Source organism: Pleionea sediminis (assembly GCF_007570825.1).
Classification (GTDB): Bacteria; Pseudomonadota; Gammaproteobacteria; order Enterobacterales; family Kangiellaceae; genus Pleionea; species Pleionea sediminis.
Genome location: NZ_SUNB01000005.1, coordinates 71,851 through 88,584, shown reverse-complemented (window position 1 = coordinate 88,584; position 16,734 = coordinate 71,851). Strand labels below are relative to the sequence as shown.

Here is a 16,734-nt window from a genome sequence, read left to right as displayed (position 1 = left end):
TTTATATATTGAATTTTTAATTTCCATCAACTCCATCTTCATTTATTTATGAATTTATTAATAAACCAGCGAATATCTTATTTTCTTCTCAGAGATTGCTTACAAACTTATGGTCAATTTTCCATTGTTAAAATTAAGTTTTTTAATTTTCAAATCATTCAAAGACCATCTCGATTAAAGTTAAAATCACTTTTTTAAACGTTTACCAAACCAAACAACCCTATATATTTCTTTACGAAATAAAATTTTTATTCAATAACTGACTCGATTTATTGCGTTTTGTAATCTTCACTTCTTTTCAGCACTCAGCTCTTAGACATTTTTGTTAACGCTGACTAAGCTTTTTGATTAATTTACACAGCAGAGAAGTTACCTGTGTTTCAGTTTGATGACCAAGGAGAAAATTCATGTATCAGCCAGACCCGCTATTCAAACTTACATCTAAAGAAAAAAAACTGGTAAAAACCCTTGAAGATGATTACACACGAGAAGAGTTACTGGCGAAGCTCAAAAAGGATCTCCAGATTGCAGTAGAAATCGAACTGGCCACATTACCCATTTACCTTTACACCTACTACTCCATCAACCGCCAACCCAATATTACGGCAGCAAAAGAGACAGACTTAAATCTGTTTGCCAACAAAGCGGGTGGGATTATTATGAGTGTTGCCGTTGAAGAAATGCTGCACATGTCTCTTGCGGCAAATATTCTCTTTGCACTCGGTGTTAAGCCAAAAGTTTATGGTAAATCGCCGAACTTCAACTCGATTCCCGGTGGAGGAACCAATCTACCCTTCCATAAAAAAAAAGGTCCTGATAAAAAACCAATTGATATCAAACTTGAAGGCTTCGGTTTGCAATCCATGTGGAATTTTCTTGAGATTGAATATCCCAAAGAAGCTAAAGATAAACTAAAAGATAATAACTGGGATACCATTGGCGATTTCTATTCTTACATACGGGCAGCTATTTGCACTAAGCACATTACTGACGACGACTTTTCAGGTCCGGCAAAATTTCAAATTTCTAACGATTATTACAGTCAAAACTGTATTGATACGATTTATCCAAAGTCAACGTATCAAGCGTCGAATGTTCCTGGAGAAAGTGAGTCTGCTGCAAAAACTGCTGTTTTTCCAAATTCTTCCGACAGTCATGCGGGTCCCGTTGAACTGATTAAAGTGACAAACAAATATACCGCTATAACAGCGATTACCACCATTTGTGATCAAGGTGAAGGTTTTGCAATAGGCGGAAAATATAAAGAAGAGCCAACTGATGACCAAAGCAAAACGGAAGACTCCCACTATTACAAGTTTCTATTGTTACAGTCGCAACTCGAAGGTTACGATCCAAAACACGAAGCGGTAGCGCCACATCCAAAGGCACCCGATCCTGCCGACCGTCTGATCACTGAGACTGAGCTCAACTTTATTACTTATCCGTATCCTGAAAATCCGTTTACTAGCGATTACCCAGAAAATTTGCATGAACTCTCCAACTTGTGTAATGCGATTTATCAATACATGTTATTGATGACAGAAGCGACTTACACGGTCAGTGGAGTTCAACAAGTTGAACTATTTAATGTTGGAATGCACAAAGCAATGATTTGGGTGTTAGACAAACTCATTCAAGGCATGCGCACCTTTACTTGCGAAGTTAAAGATAAATCAGGCAAAGATGGCAAAACGACAATAGAGTGCGCGATGGCCCCGACTTTTGAGAACATCGATATTATTTCTAATGGTCAACCGGCAAAGCTCAATGTCTTATCGTTCTTTAATGCGATTAAAGAAAAAGCGGCAAAAGAATCTGCCGACGAAGCGAGTAAAAGCAGCTCTTACACCAATCAACTGGCCATGCTGAATTCACACAATATGATCAATCGATTGAATGAATTACCTGATATTGCAACCATACGTCAATTCGATGGCAAACTTGAACCCGTCGAGGTTAAACACGCCTGCATGGGATTGAATGCCTGTAAGGGACAAGGTCGTTCCGATCATGGATTTACCAATGATTGTGCCGGACAAGGTTACTGTTCAACCGCTAATGTTCATTCTTGTCATACGCTTAACGATTGTAAACATCAAGGCGGCTGTGGACTTTATGGAACAACTGAGGAACAAAGTAATCCGGGTGGCAATGCCTGTCGCGGACACGGGTCTTGTGCAACGCCAATTAATGCGGAACGCTTTGCAACGGCCGATGGCGTTGAACGTAAAAGCGTGTGGAAAATGGCACGCCATGCTTTCGAAGAACGAATGAACAACGAAGGCAAGATTTTTGGCAATCCACCCAGCGAAGCCTATCAAGATGTCAATGGAGAAAACGAAATGGTTGGGCCTTCCAATAAATTTCTATCCGATAACGGTTGTTATGCAGCCTGTGGTTCCAGCGGTATGAGTGGTGGTGGCAGTTGCAGTTAATGACTCAATCTACTCACGAAGAAAAATCAAGTTCAAGAAGCTCAATCGGATTTGGTTTGGGCCTGCGTCATCCTCACATGACGCAGGTGCTTGCTGGCGAGGCACGCGTCGATTGGTTTGAAATCATTAGTGAAAACTATATGAACTCCAAAGGACGATCACTTTATGATTTACAGCAAGTCGCAGAGCGATACCCTTTAGTTTTTCATGGCGTTTCATTATCCATTGGTAGTTGCGATCCTTTAAACTTCGATTATTTAAAAAATTTAAAAACTCTTACCCAGGTGATAGAGCCTGAATGGGTCAGCGATCACTTGTGCTGGACGGGTATTAATGGCATCAACAGCCATGATTTACTGCCGGTTCCATTAAACGAAGAGACTTTAAACCATATCACGACGCGAGTGAATCAAGTTCAAGATTATCTAGGACGTCAATTAGTTCTCGAAAACCCGAGTACTTACATGACATTCAATCATTCGAATATGGAAGAGCCAGAATTCTTAAAAGCATTGGTTGATGAAACTGACTGTGGATTGTTACTCGATGTCAACAATGTTTTTGTGAGTTCGTTTAATGCTGGAAAGGATCCCTTTGATTATTTTAATGACTTTCCATTTGACAATGTGGTTCAAATGCATCTTGCAGGACATCAAGATTGTGGCACTCACCTTATCGACACACACGATCAACCGGTTCGCGATGAAGTGTGGCGCTTATTCCAATTTGCCTGGCAACAAACGCAGGGAGTGGCAACCTGCTTAGAATGGGACGGAAACATTCCAAGTTTAGTAGACTGTGAAGCTGAAATTTTTAAAGCGAAGAATTTCATAAAAGGCTCTCAGGTAGAGTCATCAACGCTTCATAATCTTGAACAATCAGAAGATGCTATTTCTACGCCCAATCACTTTATGGTTCCTCAAGTAATGAGTCATATTACCGACAAAGTCAGCTAATGCTGATAATCCAATAAAAACCAAAATCATGCACAACTCAAATACTTTAAAAAACATACAACACTGGATGCAACAGGCTCTAATATTTCCGGGACAAGTCGATAAAAAAAGTATTGACATTAATGTGTCTCACACTTCACAGCTAACGGCTTCTGAAAGCCTAGGTATTTATCAGAGAAGTTATTACGCTCGATTACTGTCTTGTTTACGTGAACAATATCCCGCTCTATGTTATTGTTTAGGCGAGTCAGTATTTAATGCCTTCGCACAAGATTATTTATTCGAATACCCATCAAACAGTTATTCTTTACACGAGCTGGGTGAAAGGTTTCCCAGTTACCTTCAAAAAACGAGGCCCGATGCAGAGCTTCCTGAAAAGAAGCAAGAAGCCTGGATTAACTTTATGATTGATTTGGCTTACTTTGAACGACAAGCTTTTATTATGTTTGATGCACCAGGCGACGAAGCAAATCTTCTGGAGAAACTTTCGGACAACATGGACGACAACCAGTTGAAACCACAGCGAGCCATAGCACTTATTTCCACTCGCTTTCCAGTTGCAAATTACTACTGTCAGGTTCGCGATAACCAGTCACCCAAACTACCTCCATTACACACCACTTACACTGTACTTGTTCGAAAAAACTATAAGACTCGATTAGTCACCATGAATGAACTTGAATATTCACTGTTAAAGAACTTCATCGAGTACTCAAACATTACTACAGCTATCAATCAAGTAATAACTGTCAATGGCGTGAATCAAGTGGAACTCATGAAAGATTGGTCAAAACCAAAAGGCATTCGCGAACAGTGGCTAAAACTGGGTGTTTTTAAGTTAATGAATCGATAATGTTCTATAACACCTCATAAAACATTGTCTCTTTCGTTAATCAGTACATTAAGTTCTAGCTCATAACCATCTATCAAAAATAATAATCATCATTTTTTCTAATACAAACACAACAATAACACTCACCATTAAACAGTAGCTTTCATTAAAGACTAAAGTTTCACTTAAACCAAAGAGACGGCACGGTATTAAAGCACCGCTCATCGCTTTTTCTAATCCGACATATTTCAATAGACTCTTCTAGCGACGAACGAGTTATCCAATCAGACAAACTCATATCAACGGCAGGAACACCACCGATTGAGGAAATAAGATCGCCCTCTTCAAAATCTAAACGCGCCGCAGGCAATTGAGGTATGATATTTCGAACCACAAAGAGTCCGGACTGAGTCTTACGCAGTTGCAAGCCTATCAAATTAAACTTGGATAACTTCTCTAACTGTGTACCGTGTCTAAAATACATCGACTCATTCTTTACATCGAACGTCACAATAAAATGATTTAAAAAAGCATTGCCTAAAATGTAGGTTATGTCATCATCGTCATCGTCGTGAATAAAGTTCGCTCGGATTTGTTTTGCTTCTTGATTTCCTACCTTTATCCCAGGAATTAGTGCTCTTTCATGCACATTTCGACCACTAAGACCAAAGTCTGCCGCCGTAACTCTGGGCGTGCTCGTATTAAGGCTTTTTAACATACTTTTATTGAGTTTAATGTAATTACGACTTCCGCTATCAACAATCATTTCAACAGGTTGATAGCTGTCGGAAGTGAGTTCAATTTCAGCCTGAATATAATACTTGCCCCAACTGGATTCCAAAACCACGTGTGAATCCTCTGCGTGAGGCTGATATTCATTTTTAAAAACCACCATTTCATTAGTTTCAGGATTGATTTGAATGGGATAATGATCAAACAACTGAACACCAATAACCCCGTCAAATAAAGCTTCATCTTGCCGTAAATAATATTGAGTTGTTTCGAGCGGAACGACACAGAATGTCATATTATTAAATCGGACAGGTCCAAAATCGACTTGTTTTATTTGAGTAGCAAACGCCGGTGAGTCTGACTCATTTCCATTGCCACCAATTTCAACTTCATATTCTTTTACCAAAGATAATTGCTTCACCTTTTCGGTAGTCATAAGACAAGGAATCGATGCGCCTGTATCAATTAAAAATCGATAACCCTCTTGCCCATTAATGCTGGCTTCGATAAATAATTGCTCACCAATGTAATGGGAATTCACAGTTGCAATCTCTTCTTTATACAACCAGACAGGTTCCAAACTGTCATTTGCATTAAGCAATCGAACACTGTTAATGAAGTTACAGCCCGATAAGCCAGTGATAAATAGTAAAACAAGCACTGCACGCATGGTCTTCTCCAATGGGTCAAGAATGCTTAAAGATACCGCAGACGATGTGAAATCGATGTGAAATGGCATTTGACAATTATTTCACAGATTCATTGGTAAGCTATCAGCAATTGAAGACTAAGAGGGCTTACTCCATGCTTAAGTATATTTCTAATAAAATCAGCTATTTATTCGTTTCACTGGCCTTAGTATGTGCCAGTAATGTCGATTCTCGCGCTCCTGCAAAAAAGTTACTGATGGTAATCAGTAGTCATGGAGAAAACAATGGAGAAACTCAACCTGGCTTTGAGTTTGATGAATTATCGAAAGCTTATTTGACGTTTCACAATAACGGAGTCGTGGTCGATATAGCCAGTCCTGAAGGCGGACTCGCTGAAGCCGATCAATACAATCCTGACCAGCCTTTTAACCAAGCATTTTTGGCAGACCGCCAAGCACAACAAAAACTACAGAATTCACTGAAACTTTCGACAATTAATGCGAGTAATTACAATGCGGTTTTTGTGGTTGGTGGTAAAGGAGCCATGTTCGATCTGCACGATCATCAGCCATTGCAGGCGATCATCTCTGATATCTATCAATCGGGTGGCACCATTGGCGCGGTGTGTCATGGGCCAGCAGCATTAGTTAATGTAAAGCTCAACAATGGTAACTACCTGGTCGCAGGAAAAGCAGTTAATGCCTTTACCAACCAAGAAGAAAAACTGTTTGGGAAAAAATGGTCTGAAAAATTTGAGTTTATGCTCGAAGATAAACTAAAACAACGTACAGCTAGGTTTGAAAGTAGCCCGATGATGTTGAGTCATGTCGCGATCGATAACCGACTTATTACAGGCCAAAATCCGACATCAACGGTTGATGTCGCAAAGGCCATGCTCGAAACGATGGGAATCAAAAACCCTAAAATCAATCGTTATAAAGACGATCAAACACTGGCTATCGTATCTAAGTTTTTGAGAGGGAAGTCTGATGTCATCAACACTTATCGAGCAAATAAATCAAAATTTCAACCAGAGTTACTCGGAATGTACGGATACTATTATTTTTTAGAAGCCAAAACAAAAAAGCAAACAGCTGATGCATTAACTTTGCTGCAAGTTGCACAAGAGGACATGAAACATCCACAAATAGCATTACAAATCGCGAAAGCTTACCAACAACTTGGAGATATAAAGCAAGCAAAAGAAGTGATTACCGAGCTACTCCGCGAACATCCAGATATGAATAGTGCTCAAGAGTTATTAAAACAACTATAATAATCCTAAAAGCTACTGGGCACTGTGCCACTTCATAGTGTCCAATCAGAGCAATAGATATGAAAGAGCGGGCATCAATTTATATTTTACTCATCGAAGATCAAATTGACTTGTGCAAGAATATCGCACAGTTTTTTGAGGCACAAGGATATACGCTTGACTTTGCACACTCGGGTACAAGCGGTTTATCACTTGCACTTGAAAATCATTATGACGTCATTATTCTCGATTTAACGCTACCTGGCATGGACGGCTTAAAAGTCTGCGAGAATATTCGTAAAAATGCAGAATATCGAACTCCAATTATCATGCTTACCGCAAGAGATGCCTTACCAGATAAAATTGCTGGATTTGAACAAGGTGCGGACGACTACTTAACCAAACCATTTGCGTTGGAAGAGCTCCACATGCGATGTCTTGCTCTAACGCAACGTAACCAATTGCATCAACCACAGACAATTCATGTGGGAGATCTCATGATTGATACTGCAAGTAAACGAGCGATGCGTCAAAACCGTCCTCTCAATTTAACAAGCATGAGTTATTCGATTCTTGAAATACTTGCCCAAGCGCACCCTAAAGTTGTGACACGTTCTGAGCTCGCTAGAAAGCTGTGGGGAGATGATCCAACAGAATCGGACTCTCTACGCTCACATATCTATCAACTCAGACAAGCTGTTGATAAACCATTTCCAGAACCTATCATTAAGACAATACACGGTGTTGGCTTTAGTTTAGCCGTCGAAAATTAAAGGCCTTTGTTTGAACATTCCAGTGCGACAGTTTAGTTTACGCAATCAAATACTCAGATATTTTGTTGGATTCGCTTTATTTCTGTCATTACTTTTTAGTGGTCTAAACTTCCTCAACCTTTACACCATTGAAGATAAATTCTTTCAACTCCGGCTAAAAGAAGAAGAAGCATATCTTCTGGATGTTTTTAAAAAGAAAAATGAATGGCCAAAGCCTCGTGCGGAATACATTCAAATTTACAAAACATTAAATGAATTTCCTGATGAAATAAGATCGACGATGTTAGATGAACCTGAACGTATCGAAGTATCAGGAAACAATAATCGATACTTTCACATTTTACAAATTTATGAGAATGGTCCTTACTTAGTCGCTGAAGTCAGTAGTCAATTATTAATTCGCTCCAATCGAAAAACCATTCTTTGGTTTTTAGGATTTTGGACAATGATACTGACCGCCATCGCTATCTATCTGGGCTACCGACTTGGTAACCGAGCCATTAAACCGGTTACACAACTGGCGAAGGAAATCGAACACTTATCGCCGACTTCCTTAAGTCAATCATTAAAACACCAATACCCCAATAACGAAGTGGGTCAACTGGCTTCTGCACTCGAGTATTCCATGGAGCAAATTCAAACTTATATTGAACGTGAGCAACATTTCACGCGCGATGCTAGCCACGAGTTAAGAACTCCCATCGCCATTATTAAAACCTCCTTGGAGTTACTTAAAAATACCCGTCACTCAATGACAGATAACCAAAAACAACTGATTGCTCAGATTGACTCATCTTGTCTTCAAATGGAACAAATGATTACCATATTATTAGCTTTAGCGCGCCAAGAGCATCCGAAGGCGACAAAACCCGTTCGAGTATTACCGATTGTTGAGCAGGTTATTGTCGAAAAATCACGGCTAATTGAAGATAAACCTGTCCAAGTTAATGTACAGGTGACTTCGAATGCAGAAAAAGTGATTCATCAACACGACCTGCACATTTTGCTGTCTAACTTAATTGGCAATGCCTTTCAATATACGCAAAAGGGCTGTGTGACAGTCCAGTTTTCAGATGGGAGATTAACCATTACAGATACCGGTATCGGGCTAGAAGATAGTATCAAAGACCGCATAACCGAGCCTTTAGTTAAAGGACAGCACAGCCAAGGTTTTGGCATTGGCTTGTCCTTGGTGGCACGTTTGTGTGAACATCAAGGACTCTCTCTAGAAATCGAAAAACTACCGGAAGGAACAAAAGTTGTCATTGAGTAAAAGAATATTATTGAACAGCAATATATATTGCAATTTGATTATTTTCTTTTCGAACGTCAAAGTCGGTTGTAAACGTTCGTACATAACTCACTTTAGGTTGAGAAAAATATTCCCATACTTTAATCCAGGTTTGGTAAAGCACTTCTGGAGTGGAGCCTTTCGCTTCAAACACCAAAAACTTCCCTCCCGGAATTTGTACAACATCCAAATGTTTTAGGTTTTCATTGGTTTGGTCACATTCGACACCAGCGAGTACCGAGTATTCTCCATTCGCATCCGTTTCATAATCTGAATAAACGCCATAAACTGCCGAGCCAAAAACATCTTTATCAAGTATCTTATTTCTGAAATCTCGCCATAACTTAGGCAATTTAGCTTTCGAAGCATTCAATTCATTTGAATTGTTGGTTCGCGCACTTATTCCTACAATGGCCTTTGACTCAATATTATCCAGTTTTACGTTAATACCGTTTTTATTTCCAAATGAATCGCTATCTTCAGAATTCACAGCGAGACTCTTAGCTCTTTTGGGTCGAGGAACGAGTTCGCCCGAGCAGTTAGGGCACTTTGCATCGAAAGATTGCGTACATTTATTGCAAAAGGTGCATTCAAAAGAACAAATATAGGCCGAAGAATCCGCTCTGACACCACAGTCACAACTTTCGCAATTAGGTTTCATTTTTAACATGGGTAACTCCTAGAACTGGTTTGATCGTCATTCTAGGTAGGTTCGCCATTTAAAACCTTATCAATTGTTAAGTTCTCGTTTTATTCGACTAAAAGATTCCGGTGTGATACCTAAGTAAGAAGCAATACAGTTTTTCGGAGTTTCCGTGACCACTTTATCGTCCATATGTTCACAAAAAAAACGATATCGCTCTTTGGCCGATTTATGATGGAGCATTATTAACCGTCTTTCCATCGACAAGTAGTGTTGTTCTGCCATGAATTGATACAGCCGATTGATTTCTGGCTTTTTTTCTCGAGCACGCTGCAGATCAGTTAACGAAATCAGTACACCTTGGCAATCTTGCATGCACTCAATGTATTCCAAAGACAAACTGTCGGTCAAAAAGGCCGAATAGGCAAACGCAGCGCTATTATCTGATAAAATCCTTAATATAACCTCCTTGCCGTCATGAACCTGAAAGCACTTTACCAAGCCGCTGACAATATAAAACAAGTGAGTAACTTTATCGCCCGCTCGGCAGATAAAATCATTCTTCTTAAACTCACGTTTCTTTCCAACCTCTTTTAGCGAAGGTAAAAGATGCTGAATTTCATTAAATGATTGAGGTATGACGTTGACCATATTTCATATAATAGATTCCAGGATCAAGGACTCTAGTGTATCTGACTTTTTGCCAAAGTCGAAATTTGAAGAATGAGCTCACTTTGCCTAGACAAACAACTGGTAAAAGCAGAATTTAAAGATTTTTCACATAAAATCGAATCTCAAGCTTCTGTTCATAAACCAACCGCAATTTATTTCGATTGAGTTAGTCTCGTCTTATTAGCTATTAATAGCATTTGTTTAAAGAAGAAAATCGAACTAAAACATCCAAGAAGATAGCGTAAACTTAAATGAATACGATTGATTCAAAATGGCTATGCACAAAATCCTTCTTTATTGCATCTCAAGCATTCTCCTTCTGGCTTGCGGCGATTCATCCGACACAAAAAAGCCAGAGGTTTGCTTTAATACCAGTATTTACAACTGTCCCTCTAGTGCATTCAACGATCCATTTGGTATATCTTTAATTTTTGCCTGGTATAGTGGTCAATGCACGGAAGAAGTTGCCTGCACCGAAGAGGAGTCCAGTAATGACTTTCCATCAGGGATAATTACCGGCGATTATATCGATGCATTATCAGGCATTACTCAAACAACTGAACAAGAGCCCAATAACACTTTTGATGATTCGTTAGCCTTTTTTATGCAGCAAGGCGCGACCGTTGCTATACGAGGTTCCATTGATAGCGCCACAGACCTCACCGACTTTGTTGTTTTCGGTTCGCTTTCTAATGATCTTCACGCCGTTTACGTTTGTCGAGAACCTGGAGTTTGCACTCTCCCTTTCTATCAGCAAGAAAATATTTACATCGAGCTCTACGATGAGAATCGTGTTCTAATTGGTTCGACATTAAACAACCTCTCCCCCAACGGCCAATCGCTTTCATTTACACCCACGCTCGGTCGAGCCTACTATGTGTCGATAAACGCTATCGAAACACAGGGGATGCCGTTGAACTATGAACTGGTCGTTACGGACTAATCGCAAGTATTCAAAAATATCCAAAGCAACGTTGAACTTTTTTTCAAACACTTTGCATTCAAGAATCCAATATTAAGTTAACGTTTTCTCCGGTTCTGCATGTTCTTTTGCCTTTGCAAATCCAAGGTCTTCCAAAATAGCGTATAAACACGGTATAACGAACAAAACCAACAACGTCGAAGTTGCTATTCCAAAAACAATACTGGTCGCTAGTGGAATAAGCACCTGAGCCTGTAAACTGGTTTCAAATAACAAAGGTGTCATACCGGCAATGGTTGTAATTGAAGTCAGAAAAACGGCTCGATATCGATCGTAACTCGCTTTTGCTGCGGCATCGTGCACCGTCTCACCTTCTGCGACATGCTGTTTAACAAATTGCACTAATAAAATAGAATCGTTCACCACAATACCTGCCAGCGAAACGAATCCCAATGCGGAAGGCATGGTAAAATTTAATCCCATCAATAAGTGTCCCCAGATAACACCAATAAGGGCCAAAGGAATTGCCATAAGGACGACAACAGGTTCAACATAACTTTTAAATTGAAAGGATAATAAAATAAATACGCCAATAATGCCCATCACAAAAGAACTCGCCATCGATTTTTGAGTAATGGCACTATTTTTAATCTCCCCTTCAAAATATATTTTCAACTCAGGATAATTTTTTTCAAACTGTGGCAGCCAACGTTTTTGCACATCCGAAAGGACTTCATTTGTATTGCTAACGAGTGTATTGACATCGCCATAAATAGTGACCGCCCGTTGATTATCAACACGGCCAATACGAGAATAACTGCGTGTGGATGTGATATCAGCTACCGACGATAATGGAATTAACGCACCACTACTTGGATGAACAATGGCGAAGTTATCAAAGTCGGCGAACTCATCGCGCGAGTCTTTTGCGATTTGCACTGAAACGTCATAGGTTTCTAATCCAACATTCGTTTCCATGACCTTTGCACCTTGAAAAGCGCTGCGGAGTTGATTAGCAATCGTTTGCGCATCCAGCCCAAGGTTTGAGGCACCGGGTTTAAGCGTTAAAGAAAACTCCGGTTTACCTGGTCTTAAATCATCAAGTAAGTTCTCTACGCCGGGATATCCTGTTAGCCATTGTTGTAAGTCATGGGATGCTTGCGACAATTGTTCGAAGTTATCACCGGCAATTCGAATTTTAATCGCACGGCCGCTGGGACCAATTGCAGGCTCTTTGTACGACAAGGTCGTCGCATCAGCAATAACACCGGTCTTCTGTCGCCACAAATCAATGAAGTGTTGCATCTTTGTATGACGCACTTCAGCGGTTAATAGATCAGCCGTTATAGTCGCCAGATGTGGGCCAGACTCCATGGCATCAGAATTTTCACTAAAACTGATGGTTACCGCATTAACTAACTTTGAAGATTCCTGTTTCGATAATTCTAAGTTCGTTTCCTCAAGGCCGTGAATAATTTGATCAACCACCTGCTCGGTACGACTTAGTGGAGTCCCTGCAGGCATTAACAATCGGGCCTGCAATATATCACCTTCAACATCGGGAAACGCAGTAAACTTTAATACGCCCGAAAATAACATCGACAAAGATAAGAGAAAGATAGTAATGACACTACCAATAAACAGATAGCGAAAACGTACAAGGTTCTCTACAAGCTTAAACACCTTACTGCGACCATTCTCAAACTTTTGATTAAACCAATTTCGAAAATTCGAAGGTTTGTGGTCTTTGGCATGAGCTAACGAGTGATTCAAATGCGCAGGCAGAATAAAAAATGCCTCCACTAATGAAACCGTAATCACTGAGATTAAAACAATGGGAATCACTTTTAAAATTTGCCCTAAATCCCCCTGCAAAAAGACCAGCCCAATAAAAATACTTAACGTTGTTAAAAATGATGAAAACACTCCTCCGGCCACGGCTTTGGTTCCATCAATCGCAGCCTGTAAAGGCTTTTTGCCTTTTTTGATATGGCTCCCTATCGATTCTGCAATTACAATGGCATCATCCATTAAGATCCCGAGTGCCAGTAACAGTGCCACCATTGAAATCATATTAATGGTGATGCCGATGTAACTTAATAAATAAAAGCTGGCGAGAAACGACACGGGCAAGCCCATAACCACCCAAAAAGCGTAACGAATGGTAAAGAACAACCACATAACGCCAAACACCAATAACAAACCTTGCCAGGCATTGGTTGCTAACATTTTGATACGATCTTTAACGATACTGGTCGCATCTTGAGTTAATTGTAGATCGATTCCTTCTGGTAAGCGCGCATTTTCTTCGGCAATCATTTGCTCAACTGCAGCCAACACATTTAAACTGTCATCAATCGTATTTTTGTTAATTTTTAATAACGCTGCAGGCTTGTTATTAAAGCGAACTTTTTGCTCGGACAATTCAAAGGTGTCGGAAATAGTCGCAATATCACCCAGTCGAACTTCATTTCCTTGCTCACCCTGTAATACGATCAATTCCGCCAGCCCTTCGATAGAACGACGTTCATCATTAAAGCGAATTTGTGTTTCTCGAGTTGATGTTTCAATACTCCCGGAGGGCAGGTTAATATTTTGTTCACTGATAATCTTCGTTAACCGATCCAGACTTAATCCGTATCGACGCAAATTTTCATTAGTTACCTCAATACGCAGTTGCCGGGTAGAAAAACCATTGATTTCAACCAGGGGAATTTCTGGGTGCTGTAACAGCCGTTGCTTGACTTGTTCTGCCAAAGTTTTTAGCTCAGGTTGAGACAAGTCGGCTGTAATGGCAATTGCAACAACATTTTGGGTACGTCCCAATTCTTTAACCACGGGAGGTTCTGACTGTGCGGGGAAACCGTTGATGCCATCGACCGCTGTTTTGATATCATCTTTAAACTGTTCAAAATCACCCTGCTCCAACATTTTAACGGTCATCAAACCCAGATTTTGTCGCGCTTGACAGACTTTTTCATCGATAAAGCTAATGCCGTCAAAGGCATCTTCCAGCGGCTTACAGATCTCCAGTTCGACATCTTGAGGAGTCGCGCCAGGGTATGCAACACGAACTTCAACCTTCCAGGAATTAATCAGAGGAAAAGTTTCCCGTTTAAGATCGGGCAGCACAGATATCCCTAACGCCAAAAATAAAATCATTAATAAATTGGCTGCTGTAGGATGCGCCGCAAAAAAACGAATCATTGGTATTGCTCCAGCCACTTAACCATTAGTGTTGCGGTTCGTTGATCGTTTTGTGGATTTAATGTCATACCATCAACAGCAGGGAAAACATCAGATGTAATAATTTTTTCTCCTGCCAACAATCCCTGATTGACGATCACTAACTCGTCTTGCAAATGAAAATTTTTAAGCGTTCGACGTTCGAGTTGTTGTTCCTTATTAATCAAATAAACTTGTCGCTGGTGAAGTGCAAACCTTGGGATCACAAGGCGTTGTTGCGCGGCACCTTGTAACTGTACTTCCATATACATACCTTCCAGCAGTGGTGGACGCTTGCCGGGCACCATCATCTGATAACTGTCACTTACACTTACCGTGACTCCAATAGTTCGACTTTTGGGGTCCAAGTCGTCACTAATTCGTTCGACCACGGCTTTCCATTTTACTCGAGACTTACCGGCAATATTCACTTCAGCACTCAGTCCCATTGATGACAATATCTCGGTCATATTGGAATTTTGCTCTTGGCTGAACGACGACAATTTATCGCCGTCGAGTACCGCGGCGATCTGGCGAAACTGCTCAACCGGAAATTGAGCTTCGACCAACATTTTTTCCATACTAAACGCATTAAACAACGGACTCGCAGCGGTGATGTACTGATCCTTCTCAACGCGAACCTGACTGATACGTCCGTTAAACGGCAAGTGAATTTGTGTGCGTTCCAGATTGCGTTCACTTTGTTTCACCTTGGCTTCGGCAATGGCAATTTGTGCTTTAACGACTTCCATATCCGATGGTAAAGTCGTTTTTAAGTTTTCTAGCTTTTGAACTTCTTGTTGCTGTTGTAGATAATTTTGCTTCTCCTGATCGAGTCGCGACTGTGAAATGGATCCTTGCTTTTGTAATTGAGTTAACCGATTAAGTTCTTTTTTGCGAACCGACAGTTTTTGCTTCGCCAGCTTAAGTTCCAACTCATTGTTTTCGATAGTGAGCTCGAGCTCTTTGAGATTTGCTTGCTTAGCCACCCGATCGGCCTCAGCCTGTTTTAAAGCCAGCTGATAATCTTTATCGTCGATTTTTATCAGTAAGGTACCTTGCGACAAAAAGGTGCCTTTTTTCAATTCTGGATGAACGTAGGTTACTCGCCCACTCACCTCGGCCTTTGCTTCGAGTTTTCGATCGGCGACGACATTACCAAACCCAGTGATAGTTGGCGCAACTTTGGCTTCCCTGACATTAATTGCATTAACAACGACTGGATACTTTTCCTTATTTTGATGCTTTAACTCAGGTTGCAACTCAATGATTAATAGAGTGATCACTACCCCTGTAACGATCATTACGGGAAGTGTCCACTTTTGCTGTAAAAATTGTTTCATTGGTTCGACTCCTTGCTGCAGCCGTTAATAAATAATTGATAAATGTGATTGGCCCACTGAGGACTTTCGATATCGCTCATGGGAATTTGCCAAACATCTTCTCGGACCGGATCAATCACAATAGGAAGCATAATTAAACTCATGAGTGAAAATGCGGCCGACTTTGGATTCAAATCTTCACGAAACCGACCTTTTTGAATGTCCCTTTGAATCAATTGAGGCAAAAAAGTTGCAATATTTCGGGGCAGTCCTTCGATAAATGTCTTCTTTAACGACGATTCTTCCGTTAGCACCTCATCGTGCACAAACCGGATTAAGCCACGGTTTTGGCAAGCCATCTGAATCATCATCGGGATAAATTGTTTTAATGGGTCCTCGAGTTCAAGCAAGGTTTTAATTTTTTCAAACTGGTTTTTTGAGAGTTGCTGAAACAAGGCGACAAATAGACCTTCTTTATTCGAGAAATAATAACGCACCATGGCAGAATTCACGCCTGCCTGGCTTGCAATATCACGCACAGTAATCGACTTGTAAGTTTTATCGTCCAGTAATTCTCGTGCGGCTTGAAGCAACTTAAGTTTTTGCTCCTGTTGCTTATCAGAATCAATTGGACGTCCTCGAGATGCATTCATAGCCAAGCCTTTAATTACACAGACGTGTAATTAAATAGAGTTCTCGATAAAAAAGCAACCAGAAAGTGCTTCAATTGGTCCTGAAAGCGCTTCAGTTGGCAATTGATTGACACCATCCTGATCAGATGATGAGCTTTGGTCAATCACCCTCTTTGGACTGATTATATTTTGAAAGAACATTAAAGTTTCATATCTCGAATACAAAATGATGTAATTCCCAATATCTGCCCATTGAGCTCATCGAAAATAGGACCGACCTACGTTAAAAGGATGACGGCTTCCCCATCTCTAAGCAAAGCCAAGGTCCTTTTAATCGGTCTGTGATGGATGTCCTTGTGTATCCCTCATTCGCGAGTAATCTTACGCCTAATAA

Annotated in this window: 13 protein-coding genes; 7 read left to right on the top strand and 6 right to left on the bottom strand. The window is 40.4% G+C overall.

Annotated features, from left to right (window positions below; translation table 11 throughout):
• The first annotated feature begins 407 nt into the window (after nucleotides 1-407).
• Genes FAX86_RS17095 through FAX86_RS17085 form a run of 3 tightly spaced genes read left to right on the top strand, consistent with a single transcriptional unit; the run spans nucleotide 408 to nucleotide 4,244 of the window.
• Complete coding sequence (locus FAX86_RS17095; protein ID WP_144394696.1) at nucleotides 408-2,435, top strand: ferritin-like domain-containing protein; 2,028 nt, start codon at nucleotides 408-410, stop codon at nucleotides 2,433-2,435.
• The gene (bufB, locus tag FAX86_RS17090) at nucleotides 2,435-3,391 is read left to right on the top strand and encodes an MNIO family bufferin maturase (protein WP_144394695.1); all 957 of its coding nucleotides are present in this window, start codon (nucleotides 2,435-2,437) and stop codon (nucleotides 3,389-3,391) included. The genes FAX86_RS17095 and bufB overlap by 1 nt, the downstream gene beginning before the upstream one ends.
• 28 nt (nucleotides 3,392-3,419) lie before the next feature.
• The gene (locus FAX86_RS17085; protein WP_144394694.1) at nucleotides 3,420-4,244 is read left to right on the top strand and encodes an HvfC/BufC N-terminal domain-containing protein; all 825 of its coding nucleotides are present in this window, start codon (nucleotides 3,420-3,422) and stop codon (nucleotides 4,242-4,244) included.
• 160 nt (nucleotides 4,245-4,404) lie between these two features.
• Here the strand turns inward: FAX86_RS17085 and FAX86_RS17080 are convergent, their stop codons facing one another.
• Nucleotides 4,405-5,625, bottom strand: a complete 1,221-nt coding sequence (locus tag FAX86_RS17080; protein WP_164503646.1) for an aspartyl protease family protein — start codon at nucleotides 5,623-5,625, stop codon at nucleotides 4,405-4,407.
• A gap of 134 nt (nucleotides 5,626-5,759) precedes the next feature.
• Here FAX86_RS17080 and FAX86_RS17075 point away from each other — a divergent pair, with 134 nt between their 5' ends.
• The 3 genes from FAX86_RS17075 to FAX86_RS17065 are packed head-to-tail and all read left to right on the top strand — an operon-like array spanning nucleotide 5,760 to nucleotide 8,906.
• Complete coding sequence (locus tag FAX86_RS17075; RefSeq protein ID WP_144394692.1) at nucleotides 5,760-6,881, top strand: DJ-1/PfpI family protein; 1,122 nt, start codon at nucleotides 5,760-5,762, stop codon at nucleotides 6,879-6,881.
• Between the two features lie 59 nt (nucleotides 6,882-6,940).
• The gene (locus FAX86_RS17070; RefSeq protein ID WP_144394691.1) at nucleotides 6,941-7,633 is read left to right on the top strand and encodes a response regulator transcription factor; all 693 of its coding nucleotides are present in this window, start codon (nucleotides 6,941-6,943) and stop codon (nucleotides 7,631-7,633) included.
• A 10-nt stretch (nucleotides 7,634-7,643) separates the two neighbouring features.
• Nucleotides 7,644-8,906, top strand: a complete 1,263-nt coding sequence (locus tag FAX86_RS17065) for a sensor histidine kinase (RefSeq protein ID WP_144394690.1) — start codon at nucleotides 7,644-7,646, stop codon at nucleotides 8,904-8,906.
• 7 nt (nucleotides 8,907-8,913) lie between these two features.
• Here the strand turns inward: FAX86_RS17065 and FAX86_RS17060 are convergent, their stop codons facing one another.
• Both FAX86_RS17060 and FAX86_RS17055 read right to left on the bottom strand, forming a co-directional pair.
• Complete coding sequence (locus FAX86_RS17060; protein ID WP_144394689.1) at nucleotides 8,914-9,594, bottom strand: DUF1272 domain-containing protein; 681 nt, start codon at nucleotides 9,592-9,594, stop codon at nucleotides 8,914-8,916.
• Nucleotides 9,595-9,654: 60 nt separating this feature from the next.
• Nucleotides 9,655-10,218, bottom strand: coding sequence for a Crp/Fnr family transcriptional regulator (locus FAX86_RS17055; protein WP_144394688.1), 564 nt, complete (start codon nucleotides 10,216-10,218; stop codon nucleotides 9,655-9,657).
• 292 nt (nucleotides 10,219-10,510) lie between these two features.
• Between FAX86_RS17055 and FAX86_RS17050 the strand changes: the two genes are divergently transcribed.
• Nucleotides 10,511-11,182 carry a hypothetical protein gene (locus FAX86_RS17050; protein ID WP_144394687.1) on the top strand — a complete coding sequence of 224 codons (672 nt, stop codon included), beginning with the start codon at nucleotides 10,511-10,513 and terminating at the stop codon, nucleotides 11,180-11,182.
• 72 nt (nucleotides 11,183-11,254) lie between these two features.
• Here the strand turns inward: FAX86_RS17050 and FAX86_RS17045 are convergent, their stop codons facing one another.
• From FAX86_RS17045 to FAX86_RS17035, 3 genes are read right to left on the bottom strand one after another with little or no spacing between them, the layout of a single operon-like run.
• Complete coding sequence (locus FAX86_RS17045; RefSeq protein ID WP_144394686.1) at nucleotides 11,255-14,368, bottom strand: efflux RND transporter permease subunit; 3,114 nt, start codon at nucleotides 14,366-14,368, stop codon at nucleotides 11,255-11,257.
• The gene (locus tag FAX86_RS17040) at nucleotides 14,365-15,729 is read right to left on the bottom strand and encodes an efflux RND transporter periplasmic adaptor subunit (RefSeq protein WP_144394685.1); all 1,365 of its coding nucleotides are present in this window, start codon (nucleotides 15,727-15,729) and stop codon (nucleotides 14,365-14,367) included. The genes FAX86_RS17045 and FAX86_RS17040 overlap by 4 nt, the downstream gene beginning before the upstream one ends.
• The gene (locus FAX86_RS17035; RefSeq protein WP_144394684.1) at nucleotides 15,726-16,361 is read right to left on the bottom strand and encodes a TetR/AcrR family transcriptional regulator; all 636 of its coding nucleotides are present in this window, start codon (nucleotides 16,359-16,361) and stop codon (nucleotides 15,726-15,728) included. Before FAX86_RS17035 ends, FAX86_RS17040 begins: the two co-directional genes overlap by 4 nt.
• Between the last annotated feature and the right edge of the window lie 373 nt (nucleotides 16,362-16,734).

Excerpts from the sequence above, each read along its gene's own strand:
- FAX86_RS17095 (WP_144394696.1), top strand. The coding sequence starts at position 408 with ATGTATCAGCCAGACCCGCTATTCAAACTTACATCTAAAGAAAAAAAA.
- bufB (WP_144394695.1), top strand. The coding sequence starts at position 2,435 with ATGACTCAATCTACTCACGAAGAAAAATCAAGTTCAAGAAGCTCAATC.
- FAX86_RS17085 (WP_144394694.1), top strand. The coding sequence starts at position 3,420 with ATGCACAACTCAAATACTTTAAAAAACATACAACACTGGATGCAACAG.
- FAX86_RS17080 (WP_164503646.1), bottom strand. The coding sequence starts at position 5,625 with ATGCGTGCAGTGCTTGTTTTACTATTTATCACTGGCTTATCGGGCTGT.
- FAX86_RS17075 (WP_144394692.1), top strand. The coding sequence starts at position 5,760 with ATGCTTAAGTATATTTCTAATAAAATCAGCTATTTATTCGTTTCACTG.
- FAX86_RS17070 (WP_144394691.1), top strand. The coding sequence starts at position 6,941 with ATGAAAGAGCGGGCATCAATTTATATTTTACTCATCGAAGATCAAATT.
- FAX86_RS17060 (WP_144394689.1), bottom strand. The coding sequence starts at position 9,594 with ATGTTAAAAATGAAACCTAATTGCGAAAGTTGTGACTGTGGTGTCAGA.
- FAX86_RS17055 (WP_144394688.1), bottom strand. The coding sequence starts at position 10,218 with ATGGTCAACGTCATACCTCAATCATTTAATGAAATTCAGCATCTTTTA.
- FAX86_RS17050 (WP_144394687.1), top strand. The coding sequence starts at position 10,511 with ATGGCTATGCACAAAATCCTTCTTTATTGCATCTCAAGCATTCTCCTT.
- FAX86_RS17045 (WP_144394686.1), bottom strand. The coding sequence starts at position 14,368 with ATGATTCGTTTTTTTGCGGCGCATCCTACAGCAGCCAATTTATTAATG.
- FAX86_RS17040 (WP_144394685.1), bottom strand. The coding sequence starts at position 15,729 with ATGAAACAATTTTTACAGCAAAAGTGGACACTTCCCGTAATGATCGTT.
- FAX86_RS17035 (WP_144394684.1), bottom strand. The coding sequence starts at position 16,361 with ATGAATGCATCTCGAGGACGTCCAATTGATTCTGATAAGCAACAGGAG.